Source organism: Pseudomonas entomophila (assembly GCF_029193575.1).
Lineage (GTDB): Bacteria > Pseudomonadota > Gammaproteobacteria > Pseudomonadales > Pseudomonadaceae > Aquipseudomonas > Aquipseudomonas entomophila_G.
In genome coordinates, this window is sequence record NZ_JARGCS010000050.1 from 19,086 (window position 1) to 34,010 (window position 14,925).

Annotated in this window: 15 protein-coding genes and 2 pseudogenes; 15 read left to right on the forward strand and 2 right to left on the reverse strand. The window is 67.1% G+C overall.

The genetic code is table 11. From position 1 onward, the window contains the following. The first annotated feature begins 203 nt into the window (after positions 1 to 203). From P0Y43_RS23185 to P0Y43_RS23230, 10 genes and pseudogenes are all read left to right on the forward strand, one after another. On the forward strand, positions 204 to 1,967 hold the full coding sequence (locus tag P0Y43_RS23185; protein WP_275639595.1) for a sigma-54-dependent Fis family transcriptional regulator: 1,764 nt from the start codon (positions 204 to 206) through the stop codon (positions 1,965 to 1,967). A gap of 238 nt (positions 1,968 to 2,205) precedes the next feature. Further along, positions 2,206 to 3,252 carry an ornithine cyclodeaminase gene (locus P0Y43_RS23190; RefSeq protein WP_275639596.1) on the forward strand — a complete coding sequence of 349 codons (1,047 nt, stop codon included), beginning with the start codon at positions 2,206 to 2,208 and terminating at the stop codon, positions 3,250 to 3,252. Between the two features lie 247 nt (positions 3,253 to 3,499). After that, positions 3,500 to 3,781, forward strand: a pseudogene (locus P0Y43_RS23195) (histidine/lysine/arginine/ornithine ABC transporter ATP-binding protein); the annotation flags it as partial. Positions 3,782 to 3,792: 11 nt separating this feature from the next. Then, the gene (locus P0Y43_RS23200) at positions 3,793 to 4,278 is read left to right on the forward strand and encodes an Lrp/AsnC family transcriptional regulator (RefSeq protein WP_275639597.1); all 486 of its coding nucleotides are present in this window, start codon (positions 3,793 to 3,795) and stop codon (positions 4,276 to 4,278) included. 283 nt (positions 4,279 to 4,561) lie between these two features. Next, positions 4,562 to 5,872 carry a C4-dicarboxylate transporter DctA gene (locus P0Y43_RS23205; RefSeq protein ID WP_275639598.1) on the forward strand — a complete coding sequence of 437 codons (1,311 nt, stop codon included), beginning with the start codon at positions 4,562 to 4,564 and terminating at the stop codon, positions 5,870 to 5,872. Between the two features lie 50 nt (positions 5,873 to 5,922). Beyond that, positions 5,923 to 6,630, forward strand: a complete 708-nt coding sequence (locus tag P0Y43_RS23210) for a FadR/GntR family transcriptional regulator (RefSeq protein ID WP_275639599.1) — start codon at positions 5,923 to 5,925, stop codon at positions 6,628 to 6,630. Continuing rightward, positions 6,627 to 7,313, forward strand: a complete 687-nt coding sequence (locus tag P0Y43_RS23215) for a GntR family transcriptional regulator (RefSeq protein ID WP_275639600.1) — start codon at positions 6,627 to 6,629, stop codon at positions 7,311 to 7,313. Before P0Y43_RS23210 ends, P0Y43_RS23215 begins: the two co-directional genes overlap by 4 nt. A gap of 24 nt (positions 7,314 to 7,337) precedes the next feature. Continuing rightward, positions 7,338 to 7,487: a hypothetical protein gene (locus tag P0Y43_RS23220; RefSeq protein WP_275639601.1), complete on the forward strand. Its 150-nt coding sequence runs from the start codon at positions 7,338 to 7,340 to the stop codon at positions 7,485 to 7,487. A 65-nt stretch (positions 7,488 to 7,552) separates the two neighbouring features. Next, complete coding sequence (locus tag P0Y43_RS23225) at positions 7,553 to 7,996, forward strand: GNAT family N-acetyltransferase (RefSeq protein ID WP_275639602.1); 444 nt, start codon at positions 7,553 to 7,555, stop codon at positions 7,994 to 7,996. A gap of 104 nt (positions 7,997 to 8,100) precedes the next feature. Next, positions 8,101 to 9,099, forward strand: a complete 999-nt coding sequence (locus P0Y43_RS23230) for a hypothetical protein (protein ID WP_275639603.1) — start codon at positions 8,101 to 8,103, stop codon at positions 9,097 to 9,099. A gap of 53 nt (positions 9,100 to 9,152) precedes the next feature. On the opposite strand, the gene P0Y43_RS23235 is transcribed toward P0Y43_RS23230, so the two are convergent. Next, positions 9,153 to 9,581, reverse strand: coding sequence for a PACE efflux transporter (locus tag P0Y43_RS23235; RefSeq protein ID WP_275639604.1), 429 nt, complete (start codon positions 9,579 to 9,581; stop codon positions 9,153 to 9,155). 100 nt (positions 9,582 to 9,681) lie between these two features. On the opposite strand from P0Y43_RS23235, the gene P0Y43_RS23240 reads away from it, so the two are divergent. The 4 genes and pseudogenes from P0Y43_RS23240 to P0Y43_RS23250 all read left to right on the forward strand — a co-directional run bounded on the left by P0Y43_RS23240 (position 9,682) and on the right by P0Y43_RS23250 (position 13,647). Beyond that, entirely contained in the window at positions 9,682 to 10,557 is an 876-nt protein-coding gene (locus P0Y43_RS23240; RefSeq protein ID WP_275639605.1) for a LysR family transcriptional regulator, read from the forward strand. Positions 10,558 to 10,792: 235 nt separating this feature from the next. Next, positions 10,793 to 11,824 (forward strand): annotated as a pseudogene (locus tag P0Y43_RS27140) (HAMP domain-containing protein); the annotation flags it as partial. Positions 11,825 to 11,938: 114 nt separating this feature from the next. After that, complete coding sequence (locus P0Y43_RS27145; RefSeq protein WP_430540274.1) at positions 11,939 to 12,679, forward strand: methyl-accepting chemotaxis protein; 741 nt, start codon at positions 11,939 to 11,941, stop codon at positions 12,677 to 12,679. A gap of 182 nt (positions 12,680 to 12,861) precedes the next feature. Further along, positions 12,862 to 13,647: a sulfite exporter TauE/SafE family protein gene (locus P0Y43_RS23250; RefSeq protein WP_275639607.1), complete on the forward strand. Its 786-nt coding sequence runs from the start codon at positions 12,862 to 12,864 to the stop codon at positions 13,645 to 13,647. Here P0Y43_RS23250 and P0Y43_RS23255 read toward each other — a convergent pair. Next, positions 13,644 to 14,177: a histidine phosphatase family protein gene (locus P0Y43_RS23255; RefSeq protein WP_275639608.1), complete on the reverse strand. Its 534-nt coding sequence runs from the start codon at positions 14,175 to 14,177 to the stop codon at positions 13,644 to 13,646. The genes P0Y43_RS23250 and P0Y43_RS23255 overlap by 4 nt on opposite strands. Positions 14,178 to 14,274: 97 nt before the next feature. Here P0Y43_RS23255 and P0Y43_RS23260 point away from each other — a divergent pair, with 97 nt between their 5' ends. Beyond that, positions 14,275 to 14,859: a biliverdin-producing heme oxygenase gene (locus P0Y43_RS23260; protein WP_275639609.1), complete on the forward strand. Its 585-nt coding sequence runs from the start codon at positions 14,275 to 14,277 to the stop codon at positions 14,857 to 14,859. Positions 14,860 to 14,925: the final 66 nt, after the last annotated feature.

Here is a 14,925-nt window from a genome sequence, read left to right on the forward strand (position 1 = left end):
GATCGGAGCCAGAACCGTGCCAGCCCGGGCCAACCGCTCTGGCTCGAGCCCTCGCCCACCCTGATGGACCGTCGCCCGTTCACCTGCGAACAAAAATGAACAGTTTCGCTGGACAGTTGAACACCCGCGACATTGACAATGAACAGTCCTGAACGACACTCAACAGCGGTCGCTGACAACAACAATTCACACAGGACAGGCCCATGGCCGCTGCCACCTCGACCCACGCACACCTGATCCAGGCTTCCTGGGCGCGCTGCCGCGAACACGGCTTGCACCCGCACAGCGCGCCGGACTTCGACTGCCTCACCGGCGCCCAGCTCAGCGCCCTGCTCGAGCGCCGCCAGGCGCTGCTGCGCCTGACGCGCGACGACGTACTGCCGCACTACGCGCACCTGCTGGCCAACTCCAGCTACCTGGTGATGCTCGCCGACGCCAGCGGCTGCCTGCTCGATGCCTGGGGCACACGGCGCTTCGTCGACCCGCAGCACCAGCATGGTTTCGTCGCGGGTGCGCACTGGCACGAGCGCGGGGTCGGCACCAACGCGCTGGGCACGGCGTTGGTTTGCGGGGAGGCGATTCACGTCGGCCAGGACGAGCATTTCCTGCGCCAGAACCGCTACATGGCCAGCGCCGCAGCGCCCTTGTTCGACGCCGAGCGGCGCCTGGTCGGTGTGCTCGATGTGTCCAGCGACGGTTACCTGCCCGCCGCCCAGACCCTGGGCCTGGTGCGCATGATGAGCCAGAGCCTGGAAAACCGGTTGATCCTCGCCGCGCACGAAGCCGAGCACGGCCAACTGCTGTTCAACACCGCCCCGGACAACCTCGACAGCCCCTGGGCCGGCCTGTTGCTGTTCGACGAGCGCGGCCGGGTGGTGGCGGCCAACCACCGCGCCGACAGCCTGCTCGGCCAGGCCACCCTGCAACACACCCTGGAGCAACTGTTCCAAACGCCCCTGCGGCAGATTCTCGAGCACCCCGAGGGCCGCCCCTTCGCCTTGCAGGCCACCGGCCGCCACCGTTTTCACTGCCAGTGGCGCGCCGCACGCCGGCCCGCCCCGCAACCCCGCGCCGACGCCACCGACCCGCGCGTGGCCAAGGCCCTGGGCCAGGCCGGGCTGCTATTGGAAAAGGACATCCCAGTGTTGATCCAGGGCGAGACCGGGGTGGGCAAGGAAGTCTTCGTCAACGCCCTGCACCGTGCCAGCAGCCGCGCCGGCCAGCCATTGGTTGCGGTGAACTGCGCGGCGATCCCGGCGGAGCTGGTGGAGTCAGAGCTGTTCGGCTACGAGAAAGGCGCCTTCACCGGTGCCCATCACAAGGGCAACCCCGGGCTGATCCGCAAGGCCGACCGGGGCATCCTGTTTCTCGACGAGATCGGTGACATGCCACTGCCGACCCAGGCCCGCCTGCTGCGCGTGCTGCAATCGCGAAGCATCCAGCCGCTGGGCAGCGGCGAGCCGGTGGCGGTGGACATTCGCGTGGTGTCGGCGAGCAACCTGGACCTGGCCGCCGAAGTGCGTGCCGGGCGTTTCCGCCAAGACCTTTACTACCGCATCGCCGGGCTGGCCCTGGCGCTGCCGCCGCTGCGCGAACGCAGCGACCGCCGCGCGCTGATCGAGCAGGTGCATGGCCGCTACCGCGAACCCGGGCAACCCGAGCGCCTGCCGGCGGCGATCCTGGCGGTGTTCGAGCAACATCCCTGGCCGGGCAACCTGCGCGAGCTGGTCAGCGTGATGCAAGTGGCGCTGGCGTTGGCGGGCGATGGGCCGATCGAGTTGGAACACCTGCCGCCAGGGTTCCTGGCCGAAGGCGGCGTGCCGGCGCCTGAGGCGGCGACTGGGGAGGTCGACCTGCAGGCGCTGGTAAGCCGCAGCAATGGCAATCTATCGGCGGTGGCGCGAGCGTTGGGAATCAGCCGGACCACCCTTTACAAGCGGCTGGGGGAGCAGAAGATGTCTTCCTAGGGGGCTGTGCGTGCCCTATCGCAGGGCAAGCCCCACGCACACCGGTGAGTGTGAATACGGCGCCGTACCGGTGGGAGCGGCGATTCGACTGGCCCCGCCGCATAGCCACAGCCGATTCCGCTGCCGCCTCACCCATTTCAGCCGTCCCCGCTGTCCAACCCTGGCGCTTCAACCGGGTTTCCCCCGCACTTCTCCGGACAATGGCCACACAGCCCCCCGTGCCGCCAAGGAGCCCCCCATGACCCGCTACATCGACGTGCCCGCCCTCGCCCGCCTGGTCAACCGCAAGGGCCTGCCCACCTGCCTGGCCGAAATGGCCGAGTACATCCGCCAGGACTACCTGCGCTGGCACGACTTCGAGAAATGCGCGCGCCTGGCCAACCATTCGCCCGACGGTGTGATCGAGCTGATGCCGGCCTCCGACGCCAACCTGTACGCCTTCAAGTACGTCAATGGCCACCCGAAGAACACCCACGACGGCCTGCTCACGGTGATGGCCTTCGGCGCCCTGGGCGACGTCGACACCGGCATGCCGGTGCTCCTCAGCGAGATGACCCTGACCACCGCCATCCGCACCGCCGCCACCTCGGCCCTGGCCGCGCGTTACCTGGCCCGCGAAGGCAGCCGTCGCATGGCGCTGATCGGCAACGGTTCGCAGAGCGAGTTCCAGGCCATCGCCTTCCACACCCTGCTGGGCATCGACGAGATCCGCCTGTTCGACATCGACGTCGCCGCCTCGCGCAAGCTGGTGGCGAACCTGGCCGAGTACCCGGGCCTCAAGCTGAGCATCGCAGGCTCGGTCGCCGACGCGGTGCGCGGCGCCGACATCGTCACCACGGTCACCGCCGACAAGGCCTACGCCACCATCCTCACCCCGGAAATGATCGAGCCGGGCATGCACCTGAACGCGGTGGGCGGCGACTGCCCGGGCAAGACCGAGCTGCACCGCGAGATCGTCGAGCGCGCGCGCGTGATCGTCGAGTACGAGCCTCAGAGCCGTATCGAGGGTGAAATCCAGCAGTTGCCGACGGGCTCGCCAACCACCGAGTTCTGGCAGGTGGTCGAAGGCTCGGCAGCAGGCCGCGAACACACAGCCCAAGTGACGCTGTTCGATTCGGTGGGGTTCGCCATCGAGGACTATTCAGCGCTGCGTTATGTGCTGGATGAGGCCAAAGCGTTGGGGATCGGCGAGGACATCGCGCTGGTGCCGGTGCTGGCCGATCCGAAGAACCTGTTCGCGGTGTTGCGCCCGGCAGTGGTTGGCCATGAGGTCAGCGCCGCCTGAGCCCACGCCATCGCAGGGCAAGCCCGCGCCCACAAGGCCAACGGTGAACCGGGGGCAGGCTTGCCCCGCGATGAAAACGACGCCGAAAACGCTGTCGCACATCTGTAAATAGATGCCTTGGCAGCCGATTCGGCTGCAAACCCACCCTTTACAACCGAATCCAGCACCGGAGCCCCTGGCAAACGACACAAAAAACTCGTCTGGCTCGCGCATCCTGAGCGGCACCCTCAGTACCGGCGACCCGTAACAGCGCCTGGCAATCGCCCTAGCCCTGTTCCTGGAGCCGCAGATCCTCCTGTTCGACGAGCCAACCTCGGCGGTCGGTGAGGCGCTCAAGGTGATAAAGACGCTCGCCGAGGAAGGACGTACCATGCTCATGATCACCCACGAGAGGGGCTTCGCCCGCCAGGTCTCCAGCCAGGTGCTGTTCCTGCACCAGGGGCGGGTCGAAAAACACGGCAGCGCCGACATCCTCGACCAGCCACGCAGCGCGCGCCTGCGACAGTTCCTCTCCAACCGCCTGAAGTGAAGCCACCCCGCATGGATACCAAGACCACCCGCACCGCACCGCTGGACCGCATCGATGAAGCGATCATCGACGTGCTCCGGCACCACGGGCGCATCACCTACGAAAAGCTCTCCACCCTCGTGCACCTCACCCCCAGGCCGTGCCTGGAGCGGGTGCGCAAGCTGGAGCGGCGCGGGGTGATCCGTGGCTACGGGGCGATCATCGACCTGCAGCAAGTGGCGCCGGGCCTGTCGCTGCTGGTGCTGGTGGCGTTGTCCAACCAGAGTGGGCGCGCGGCGCAGAAAGCCTTCGAGGCCACCGTGCGCGCCTGCCCGCAGGTCTACGAATGCCAGCTGATCAGCGGGCATTTCGACTACAGCCTGCGCATGCGCTGCCGCGACATGGAGCATTACCGGGTGCTGACCGAGACTTGGATGAACAACGCCGAACTGCACATCGACAAGCTGGTGGCCCACCCGGAGCTGGCGGCGGTCAAGAGCATGGCCCCCGAGGCCTGAACACACCCGCAGCACCCAGCTCGGTTCGCCTGTGCAGGGATCGCCTCGCGATCCCGACGTCGAACACCCCCGCACCCCCGACCTAGACACAGCCAACCATACGGCTGCCTCGCCATCCGCCAACTGGTCAGACCGGTAAGGCCAAAAACCCTTGCAATGCGGGAAATTTCGGAGTTTTATGGTCCGGCGCTGAACAAACCGGTAAGACCACAATAATTAAGTCCTGCGCTCTTTGCCCTCGTCCCGGGCGCCGAAGCAAGGACACCGATCAGAGATCCCTCCCATGCTCAAATGGTGCTCGCGTTCGATCTTCCTGCAAGTCGTGCTGGGCCTTGCCCTCGGCATCGCCTGCGGTCTCAGCTTCCCCGACCTATCCCTTGAACTCAAACCCCTGGGCGACGGCTTCATCAAGCTGATCAAGATGCTCATCGGGATCATCGTGTTCTGCGTGGTGGTCAGCGGTATCTCCGGCGCCGGCGACCTGAAGAAGGTAGGGCGCATCGGCCTGAAGTCGGTGATCTACTTCGAGGTGCTGACCACCATCGCCCTGGTCATCGGCCTGGTGCTGGCCTTCTCCACCGGCATCGGCAGCGGTGCCAACATCCACCTCGAGCAGCTCTCCAGCGCCGACGCCAGCAGCCTGGCCGAGCGCGGCCAGCACATCAACGGCACCGCAGCGTTCCTGATGAACCTGATCCCGACTTCGGTGATCGGTGCCTTCGCCGACAACAACATCCTCCAGGTCCTGCTGTTCGCCGTGCTGTTCGGCAGCGCCTTGAACCTGGTGGGCGAACCGGCCTCGGGCATCTCGCGGCTGATCAACGAACTGAGCCACGTGGTGTTCCGCATCATGGGCATGATCGTGCGCCTGGCGCCGATTGGCGTGTTCGGCGCCATCGCCTTCACCACCAGCAAGTACGGCCTGGAGTCGCTGCAGCACCTGGGCGGCCTGGTGGCGCTGTTCTACCTGACCTGCATCGGCTTCGTCGTGCTGATCCTGGGTACGGTGATGCGCCTGTCGGGCCTGAAGCTGCTGCCGCTGCTCAAGTACCTGCGCGAAGAACTGACGATCGTGCTCGGCACCGCCTCGTCCGACGCCGTGCTGCCGCAGGTGATGCGCAAGCTGGAACACCTGGGCATCGGCAGCTCCACCGTGGGCCTGGTGATCCCCACCGGCTATTCGTTCAACCTCGACGGGTTCTCCATCTACCTGACCCTGGCCATCGTGTTCATCGCCAACGCCACCGGCACGCCGCTGGCCATGAGCGACCTGCTGACCATCCTGCTGGTGTCGCTGGTGACCTCCAAGGGCGCACACGGCATCCCTGGCTCGGCGCTGGTGATCCTCGCCGCCACCCTGACCGCGGTGCCGGCGATTCCGGTGGTGGGCCTGGTGCTGGTGCTGGCGGTGGACTGGTTCATGGGCATCGGCCGCGCCCTGACCAACCTGATCGGCAACTGCGTCGCCACCGTGGCCATCGCCCGCTGGGAACGCGACATCGACATGGAGCGTGCGCACAACGTACTGTCCGGCAAGCCGGGCTTCGCCCCTGTGGCGCGCAAGCAGGGCCAAGCCCATCAACAGGAATTCTGACCGACCCACGGCCGGCGCTCGACGCCGGCCGGCCGGCCAAGGAGCGAACCGTGATCAGCTCATCGACCGTCGTCACCTCCGTGGTGGAAAAGCTCCGTCAGGCCCTGGCCCGCGGCCAGTGGCGCAGCGGTGAAATGCTCCCCGGCCAGCGCGAGCTGGCCGAACAATTGGGCATCAGCCGGCCCAGCCTGCGCGAAGCGGTAACCGTGCTGGAAACCCTGGGCCTGGTGCGCTCGATGCCTGGCAAGGGCGTGCTGGTGCTCGACGCCGAAACCCCCGAACAGCCTCAGGACACCGCCGCCGCCAGCCTGGCCGACGTGCTGGAGCTGCGCTACACCCTCGAACCCTTCATCGCCGGGCTGGTGGCGCAATCGGCCGGCAGCCAGGACATCGGCCAACTGCGCCTGACCCTGATGGACATGCGCGAAGCCCTCGACGCCGGCGACAGCGAAGCCGGTGCGGCGGCTTACATCGCCTTCCACGAGGCGCTGTTCGCCCTGACCACCAACCCGATCTTCCAAAGCGTGGTGCAGCAGACCGGCAATGCCTTGAAGCAGAGCACCGCGATGCTCCACGACTCACCCGAGCACCTCGCCGCGCGCCTGGCCGAGAACGAGGCGGTGGTACGCGCCATCCGCAGCCGCAACAGCGCCCAGGCCAGTGCGCAGATGCGCCGGCACATCCTCGCCGAGGGCCAGCGCATGGGCATCGAACTGAACATTCCCGACGACGCCCAGGCGCCAGGAGAACACCCATGAGCGCCTGTGCCCCGCACCTGCCCGCCTTGACCCGCGCCGGTGAAAGCCGGCTGTCCGCCGAGCAGATCTACCCGCGCCTGTTCGACGCCATCCTCGAACAGCGCCTGCCGCCCGGCAGCGCCCTGCCCGAGCAGGCGCTGGGCAACGCCTTCGGCGTCAGTCGCACGGTGATCCGCCGGGTGCTGGGGCGCCTGTCGGACCAGCAGGTGGTGGTGCAACGCCCCAGCCACACCGCCCACCTGGCGGCACCCGACCCGCAGCAGGCGCGCCAGGTGCTCAGCGCCCGCCGCCTGGCCGAGACCACCCTCATCAGCCTGGCCACCCAACGCGCCAGGCCGACGCAGATCCGCCAGTTGCGCCAGTTGGTCGAGCGCGAGCGCCAGCACCATGAGAACGGCGAGCGCTGCACGGCGATCCGCCTGGGCGGCGAGTTCCACCTCAAGCTTGCGCAGATGGCCAACAACGCCCCGCTGGCGCGCTTTCTCAACGGGCTGGTGCCGATGACGTCATTGATCATCGCGCGCTACGAGTCGCCGTGCTGCGACCACTGCGCCTGGCAGGAGCACACGGCGATCATCGATGCGGTGGAGGACGGCGACGCGGCCGCCGCGCTCAGCCTGATGCACCTGCACCTGGACCGCCTGGAAGCCAAGCTCGACCTCGATCACAGCCCCCGCGCGTAGCGCTTGCGGTATTCCGCCGGGGTCATGCCCACATCGGCCTGGAACAATCGGGCTCAGGCCCACCCGCGCGGCCAGGCTGGCAACGTCAAGGCCGACGTCATCGCCGACAAGGACGCCACGTTCCGCCCTGGCAACTTCTGCAGCCTCATTCGCCAGTCCTGCTGGCCGAGCTGATGGCATGTGCCTGTCGGGCGCCGTACCATGCGCCCGACAATCACATGAGCCATTGGAGGCCACCCATGAACCACACGATCGCGCCGGTGGGCGAGGAACACTTCGACCGCCTTGCCGAGCTCTGGGAAGCCTCGGTGCGGGCAACCCACGACTTTCTACCGGCCGGCTACATCGAGCGCCTGCGACCGCTGGTGCGCGACCAGTACCTGGGCTTCGTGCAACTGCGCGCCTGGTACGATGCACAAGGGCGCATCCACGGCTTCGCCGGCGTGCACGACGGCAAGCTGGAAATGCTGTTCATCGACCCCGCCAGCCGTGGCCAGGGCGTGGGCAAGGCGTTGCTGGCGCGGAGCATCGACGAACTGGGCGTGCGCGCGGTCGACGTCAATGAGCAGAACCCGCAGGCGGTAGGGTTCTACCTGAGCCAGGGCTTCGTCCAGGTCGGGCGCTCGGAGGTCGATGGGCAGGGGGACCCATACCCCTTGCTGCACCTGAAACGTGAAGGTTGAACATGAACATGGGCGAACGCTGCAAAAAGGGGCCGCTCTGCGGCCCCACCTGACACTTCTATACTCAGAGAACCCCTCGGCCTCTAACTTGGCAGGCTACCCGCGTGAAACCGCGCATCTCGCTTGTGCTGCTGTGCCTGTTGCTGGCCCTGGCCGGCTGCGCCGGCAAGCGCCCTGCCGCGCCCCCGCCCCCCAGCGCCCTGCCCCCGGCCGTCTGGCAGCAGATCGACCAGGAACTGATCGAGGCCTCCGTGGCCGCCACCGGTTCGGCCAACGACTACGCCCGACGCTCCATGCGCGTGTGGCGCGAGCAAGTGCAGCAACGCACCGAAAGCGACTTCATCCCCTGGTTCACCGGTTACTGGACCCAGCAATGGCTGACCCTCAAGGTGGCCTGGTACAAGATGAACAGCGGCGAGGGCACCGACCCGCCGGAGAAGCGCCTGGCCCTGTACCTTCAGCAGCAGTACCACGAACGGGTGATCGAGCCGGTGGCCGAGCAGATCAACCCCGAAGGCATTCGCGACCGCGCCAGTGAGCTGTACCTGCAACTGCTCGGCCAGCAACTGCCGGCGATCATCCAGCGCCACAACGCCCCGCCCGAGCAGTTCAGCCAGCGCCTGAACCGCATCCCGGCCATCGCCCTGGGGCCGCCAACAGCCCGCGACGCCACCCTGTACCAGTTGCTGCGCGCGCCCTCGCTGGCCCAGCAACCGGCCTGGCAAGCGCTGCGCCAGCACCTGCACGACCAGGCGTCGAAGGCGCCGGGGCAAACCGAGGTGGGGCTGTCGTCGGTGGCCACCCGCGCCAGTGAAAAGCTAGGCGCCACCCTCGCCCCACGCGGCGTGGCCAGCGCGGTGGCGGCAGCGGTGGGCAAGGCGGCGGGGGCCATGATCTCGGTGGCGGTGGCCGGCTTCGGCATGATGACCCATGACCGCGAGCACCCGCAGATGGTCGAGCAACTGCGGGTGATCCTCAATGTGGCGTTGAACGAGGAATGGCGCGAACTGATGGAGAACCGCCAGAGCGGGGCGATGGCCGGGGTGTATTACCTGTCGGGGCAGGTGGAGGACGGTTTGTTGCCGCAGGGGGTAAGGCCCTGAAGCGGTGGTGGGTTCATCGCGGGGCAAGCCCGCGATAGTGCCACCGTCGCGCTTCAGGCGGGCGCCATCGCCGACGCCGGCAACCCAAACACCCGGTCGAACGCCCAGTTATAGGCAAACGTGTAGCAAGGCACCAACACGATGAAGGCCAGGTCCACCAGCAACGCCTCCACCAAGCTCATTCCCAGCCACCAGGCAATCAGCGGAATCAGGTACACCACCAGGGTCAACTGGAAACCGATGGCATGCGCCACCCGCCGCCCCAGGCTGCGCCCGCGCTTGGCCTGGCGGCTCTCCCAGCACTCGAACAGGCTGTTGTAGATCAGGTTCCAGAGCATGGCGATGGTGGTGATCATCACCGCCAGCGGCCCCGTGTGCGAAGCCTGGGTGTCGGACAGGTAGGCCAGCCCCAGGGTCGACATGCACAGCCCGATCAGTTCGTAGAAGGTCACGTAGACCAGTTTGCGCTTGACGCCTTGCAAGGGTTTTACCTCGGTGTCGGTTGACGAAAGCGCGCAGAATGAATCAGCAAGCTTGACAGTAAAAGTCAGCAGCCTTCAGATTTACTGAAAGGAGGCTGCCATGAACTTTTCCAGCGACACCATCCAACTGTTCCTCGCCGTGCTTGACCGTGGCTCGTTTTCCGCCGCTGCCCGCATGCTGGGCCGGGTGCCCTCGGCGGTGAGCATGGCCATTGGCAACCTTGAGGCCGAGTTGGGCTACCCGCTGTTCGAGCGTGGCCCGCGCGAGGCACGCGCCACCGACCGGGCCCGAGCCCTGGAGCCCCACGCGCGTCTGATCGCCGAACAGTTGGGGCTGTTGCAGGTGCATGCGCTGGAACTGTCACGCGGGCTGGAAAGCAGCCTGGCCATCGCGGTGGTGCCGGACATCGACCAGCGCCCACTGCTGTCGGCGATCGCCCGGCTGGGCGAGCGCCACCCGTTGCTGGACATCGAGCTGCTCAGCGCGCCGCAGGAAGATGCCCTGCAGTTGCTCGACAGCGGCCGGGTCGGGCTGTGCGTGGCCTTCGCCGGGCTGCAGGTCGATGCCCGGCGCGGCTTCCAGCACATCGGCATGGAATCACTGGTGGCGACCCTCTCACCGCGCCACCCGGCCCTGTGCGCGGGCAGCATCCGCAACCTCGAGGACCTGGTGAACGTGCGCCAGATCCTGGTGCGCAGCCGCGACCTGCCGCTGAGCGACACCCGCTCGTTGATCGGCACCGCGCACTGGCGCACCGACAGCCTCGACCTGGCAGTGCAGATGGTCGAGGCCGGTCTGGGCTGGGGCGACCTGCCGTTGGCGCGGGTGGCGCCCTTGGTAGAGGCTGGGCGCCTGGTGCGTTTGGCGTTTGGCAATACGCGCAACGAGTTGCAGTTGCCGGTGCATGCGTTTTGGCTGAAGCAGCAACCGCTCGGGAGGGCGGCGCGGGAACTGGTGGGGTTGCTGGCTGGGTAGCGCCGGTGGGCCTATCGCGCTCCCACAGGTACACCACCGCCTATGAGAACGGCGCCGTACCTGTGGGAGTGGGCTCGCCCCGCGATAGAACCGCCGCCGCCCGTCGGCAGATACCTACAGCCCGCGCTCCCCCTTCAACATTTCGCGCCCCGCGCCGATAGCGATATCGACAGGCTTCGCCAACGCGCCACAAGCGCACGGCGGCCTCCCGATAAATGGCTCAAGGTCTCGAAACATGAACCTGAAGTTCCGCCACAAAATCCTCCTCAGCGCCTGCGGTGTCGTGGTCCTGGCATTCGCCCTGTTCACCCTCTACAACGACTACCTGCAACGCAACACCATTCGCCAGAACATCGAAGCCTCGGTCCAACAGGCCGGCGCACTCACCGCCAGCAGCGTGCAGAACTGGATGAGCGGGCGCGTCCTGGTGCTGGAAAACCTCGCCCAGGACATCGCCCAGCAAGGCGCCACCGACAAGCTCGGTGAACTGATCGACCAGCCCTCCTACACCCGCAACTTCCTCTTCACCTACCTCGGCCAGGCGACCGGCGTGTTCACCCAGCGCCCCGACACCAAGATGCCCGACGGCTACGACCCACGCCAACGCCCCTGGTACGGCGCCGCCGCCAACGCCGGCCAGACCGTGCTGACCGCCCCCTACCAAGGCGCGGTGGGCGGCCTGATGGTGACCATCGCCACACCCGTCAAGAGCAAGGCCAACGGCCAATTGCTGGGCGTGGTCGGCGGCGACCTGACCCTCGACACCCTGGTGGAAATCATCAACGCCGTGGACTTCGGTGGCATCGGCCACGCTTTCATCGCCGACCGCGACGGCCAGGTCATCGTCAGCCCCGACAAGGCGCAGTTGATGAAAAACCTGAAGGACATCTACCCCGGCAGCGGCCTGAAGGTGGAGCCGGGCATGCAGGACGTGGCCCTCGACGGCCAGGAACGGATCATCTCCTTCACCCCCGTCAACGGCCTGCCGTCGGCGCAGTGGTACATCGGCCTGTCCATCGACAAAGACAAGGCCTACGCCGCCCTCAGCCAATTCCGCACCTCAGCGATCATCGCCATGCTCATCGCCGTGGCCGCCATCGCCGGCTTGCTCGGCCTGTTGATTCCGTTGCTGATGCGCCCGCTGACCACCATGGGCCGCGCCATGCGCGACATCGCCGAGGGCGAAGGCGACCTGACCCGCCGCCTGGACGCCAGCAGCAAGGACGAGTTCGGTGAGCTGGCCGGCGCGTTCAACCGTTTCGTCGAGCGTATCCATGCCTCGATCAGCGAAGTGTCCTCGGCCACGCGCCTGGTGCATGACCTTTCCGAGCGGGTGATGAGCGCCTCCAACGCCTCGATCACCGGCTCCGAGGAGCAGAGCATGCGCACCAACAGCGTCGCCGCGGCGATCAACCAGCTGGGCGCCGCCACCCAGGAGATCGCCCGCAACGCCGCCGACGCCTCTCAGCACGCCAGCGGCGCCAGCGACCAAGCCAACGATGGCCGCCAGGTGGTCGACGAGGCGATCGGCGCAATGACCGCGCTATCGCAGAAGATCAGCGAATCCTGCGAGCAGATCGAGACGCTCAACGCCAGCACCGATGAAATCGGCAAGATCCTCGACGTCATCAAGGGCATCTCCCAGCAGACCAACCTGCTGGCGCTCAACGCCGCCATCGAGGCGGCCCGCGCCGGCGAGGCCGGGCGTGGTTTCGCGGTGGTCGCCGACGAGGTGCGCAACCTGGCGCACCGCACCCAGGAGTCGGCCGAGGAGATCCACCGCATGATCACCAGCCTGCAGGTCGGCTCGCGCGAGGCGGTGCACACGATGAACGCCAGCCAAGTGTCCAGCGAGCAGACCGTGCAGGTGGCCAACCAGGCCGGCGAGCGGCTGGCCAGCGTGACCCGGCGCATCGGCGAGATCGACGGCATGAACCAGTCGGTGGCCACCGCCACCGAGGAGCAGAGCGCCGTGGTCGAGAGCCTGAACCTGGACATCACCCAGATCAACGCGCTGAACCAGCGAGGGGTGGAGAACCTCAATGAAACCCTGCGCCATTGCGATGCGTTGAGCCTTCAGGCGGGGCGATTGAAGCAGTTGGTGGGCAGTTTCAGGATCTAATGCGCGACATCGCGGGACAAGCCCGCCCCTGCAGGTCCGGCGCTGTACCTGCAGGCGGGGCTTGCCCCGCGATGAACCCACCGCGTTATAACCTAATAACCAACAATTCTATTTGGCTATAAAAAACAATCTATATGCTGCCCAGCATCCGACCACGGGCTAGCAGGCAGATTGAGTAGCGTATGGATGTAGGTTCTTTCGGTTTCACGGTTGCGGGACTGGTTGTGGGCTTCATCGTCGGCATGACCGGCGTCGGCGGCGGTTCGCTGATGACCCCGATCCTGCTGTGGTTCGGCATCAACCCCGCCACTGCGGTCGGCACCGACCTGCTCTACGCCGCCATCACCAAGGCCAGTGGCGTCTGGGTCCATGGCCGCAACAAGAACATCGACTGGAAGATCACCGGCCTGCTCAGCCTGGGCAGCGTGCCCGCCGCGGCACTGACCCTGTGGTTCCTCAGCACCCTGCACGCCGACACCTCGGCACTCAACGCGATCATCAAGCAGGGCCTGGCGGTTGTGTTGATCCTCACCGCCCTGGCGATCCTGTTCAAATCGCGCCTGCAGGCCTTCGCCAGCAAGCACGCTGGCGATCACTACCACTTGAGCGACCGCAGCCTGGCGACCCTCACGGTGATCACCGGCGTGGTACTGGGCGTGATGGTCACCCTGACCTCCATCGGCGCCGGCGCCCTGGGCACCGTGGCGTTGTTCCTGCTCTACCCGTTCCTCGTCACCCGCCGCCTGGTCGGCACCGAGATCGCCCACGCCGTGCCGCTGACCCTGGTGGCCGGCCTTGGCCACGCCGGCATGGGCAACATGGACTGGTCGCTGCTGGGCTACCTGCTGCTCGGCTCGCTGCCGGGCATCTACCTGGGCAGCCACCTCACCGGGCGCATTTCCGACCGCGTGCTGCGCCCCTGCCTGGCCGGGATGCTGCTGCTGATCGGCTACAAGCTGGCGTTCTAGGCCAACCGCAGGCGCCACTGCCCCGCATGGCTGAGCGAAAGGCGCGACAGCGGCGGCACATCGATACGCTGGAACGCCGCCAGCGGGCAGCCAAGCAGCGCCACCATCGCCGCGCGCATCACCATGGGGTGGGTCACCGCCAACCATTCGCCCGGGGTGTCGAACGCCCTCAGCCAGCGCTCGACGCGCTGGCACAAGGCCGCAACGGACTCACCGCCATGGGGCGCCTGGGTAGGGTCTTGCAGCCACTGCGCCAGGGCGTCTGGCTCCTCTTGCTGCAACTGCTTGAGCGCCACGCCCTGCCAGCGCCCCATGTCGCAGTCGGCCAGCGCAGGCTCAAGGCGCAGCGCCGGGCCAAGCAACGCCGCGGTCTGCGTGGCGCGCCGCTCGGGGGCGCAGAGCAGTTCACTGGCAACCGCCAGCACCGGCTCATCGAGCGCCAGGATGGCATCCTCGGCGCAGGGGAAACGCCCCACCTTCTGGGCCTGGGTCAGGGCATGGCAGATCAGGGTCAGGCGAACGGCTTTCACCTCGGGGCCTCTCTGTGAACGATGATGCGGTGGCCGGCGGAACGCCGCGGTAGGATCGCCAGTCTAACCCAGGCAATTCGCCATCAGAGCTCATTCGATGCCCAGCACCGCCCATCTGCCGACTTCGCCGCTGCTGCTCGCCCTGCGCGCCGGCACCCAGGCCAGCCACAAAGCGCTGGAGCGGCGCCTGCCGTTCTTCAGTGCGGGCTTCGACCAGGCTGCCTACCGTCAACTGATCGCCGCCTACTACGGCTTCCATGCCCCACTCGAAACGCTGCTGACCGAGCATCAGGCCCGCGCGCGTGACAAGACCCCTGCCCTCGCCCGTGACCTGCAAGCCCTGGCCCTGAGCCCCGCGCAGATAGACGCGCTGCCCCGCTGCCAGGCGTTGCCCGCGGTCGCCGACGCAGCCAGCGCCCTGGGCGTGATGTACGTGCTCGAAGGCTCGACCCTCGGCGGCCAAGTGCTCAAGCGCGCAATGGCCGAGCGCCTGGGCATCGACGCGAGCAACGGCGGCGCCTTTCTCGATGTCTACGGCAGCGCCACCGGCCAGCACTGGCGCGCCTTCCTCGACCGCCTGGGCCAGGCACCGGCCACCGCGCAAGCCAGTGCGGTACAGGCGGCGGTAGCGACCTTCGAGCGTTTCGAGCAGTGGCTCGAACAGCGCCAAGTCCTGTTGTAGCGGCGTGACTGCCAATTGCCACCCTTAATCGGCCTGCCCTTGCCTCGTCTTCCGAAGTAACCGGAA

Excerpts from the sequence above, each read along its gene's own strand:
- P0Y43_RS23185 (WP_275639595.1), top strand. The coding sequence starts at position 204 with ATGGCCGCTGCCACCTCGACCCACGCACACCTGATCCAGGCTTCCTGG.
- P0Y43_RS23190 (WP_275639596.1), top strand. The coding sequence starts at position 2,206 with ATGACCCGCTACATCGACGTGCCCGCCCTCGCCCGCCTGGTCAACCGC.
- P0Y43_RS23200 (WP_275639597.1), top strand. The coding sequence starts at position 3,793 with ATGGATACCAAGACCACCCGCACCGCACCGCTGGACCGCATCGATGAA.
- P0Y43_RS23205 (WP_275639598.1), top strand. The coding sequence starts at position 4,562 with ATGCTCAAATGGTGCTCGCGTTCGATCTTCCTGCAAGTCGTGCTGGGC.
- P0Y43_RS23215 (WP_275639600.1), top strand. The coding sequence starts at position 6,627 with ATGAGCGCCTGTGCCCCGCACCTGCCCGCCTTGACCCGCGCCGGTGAA.
- P0Y43_RS23220 (WP_275639601.1), top strand. The coding sequence starts at position 7,338 with ATGCCCACATCGGCCTGGAACAATCGGGCTCAGGCCCACCCGCGCGGC.
- P0Y43_RS23225 (WP_275639602.1), top strand. The coding sequence starts at position 7,553 with ATGAACCACACGATCGCGCCGGTGGGCGAGGAACACTTCGACCGCCTT.
- P0Y43_RS23240 (WP_275639605.1), top strand. The coding sequence starts at position 9,682 with ATGAACTTTTCCAGCGACACCATCCAACTGTTCCTCGCCGTGCTTGAC.
- P0Y43_RS27145 (WP_430540274.1), top strand. The coding sequence starts at position 11,939 with ATGCGCACCAACAGCGTCGCCGCGGCGATCAACCAGCTGGGCGCCGCC.
- P0Y43_RS23250 (WP_275639607.1), top strand. The coding sequence starts at position 12,862 with ATGGATGTAGGTTCTTTCGGTTTCACGGTTGCGGGACTGGTTGTGGGC.
- P0Y43_RS23260 (WP_275639609.1), top strand. The coding sequence starts at position 14,275 with ATGCCCAGCACCGCCCATCTGCCGACTTCGCCGCTGCTGCTCGCCCTG.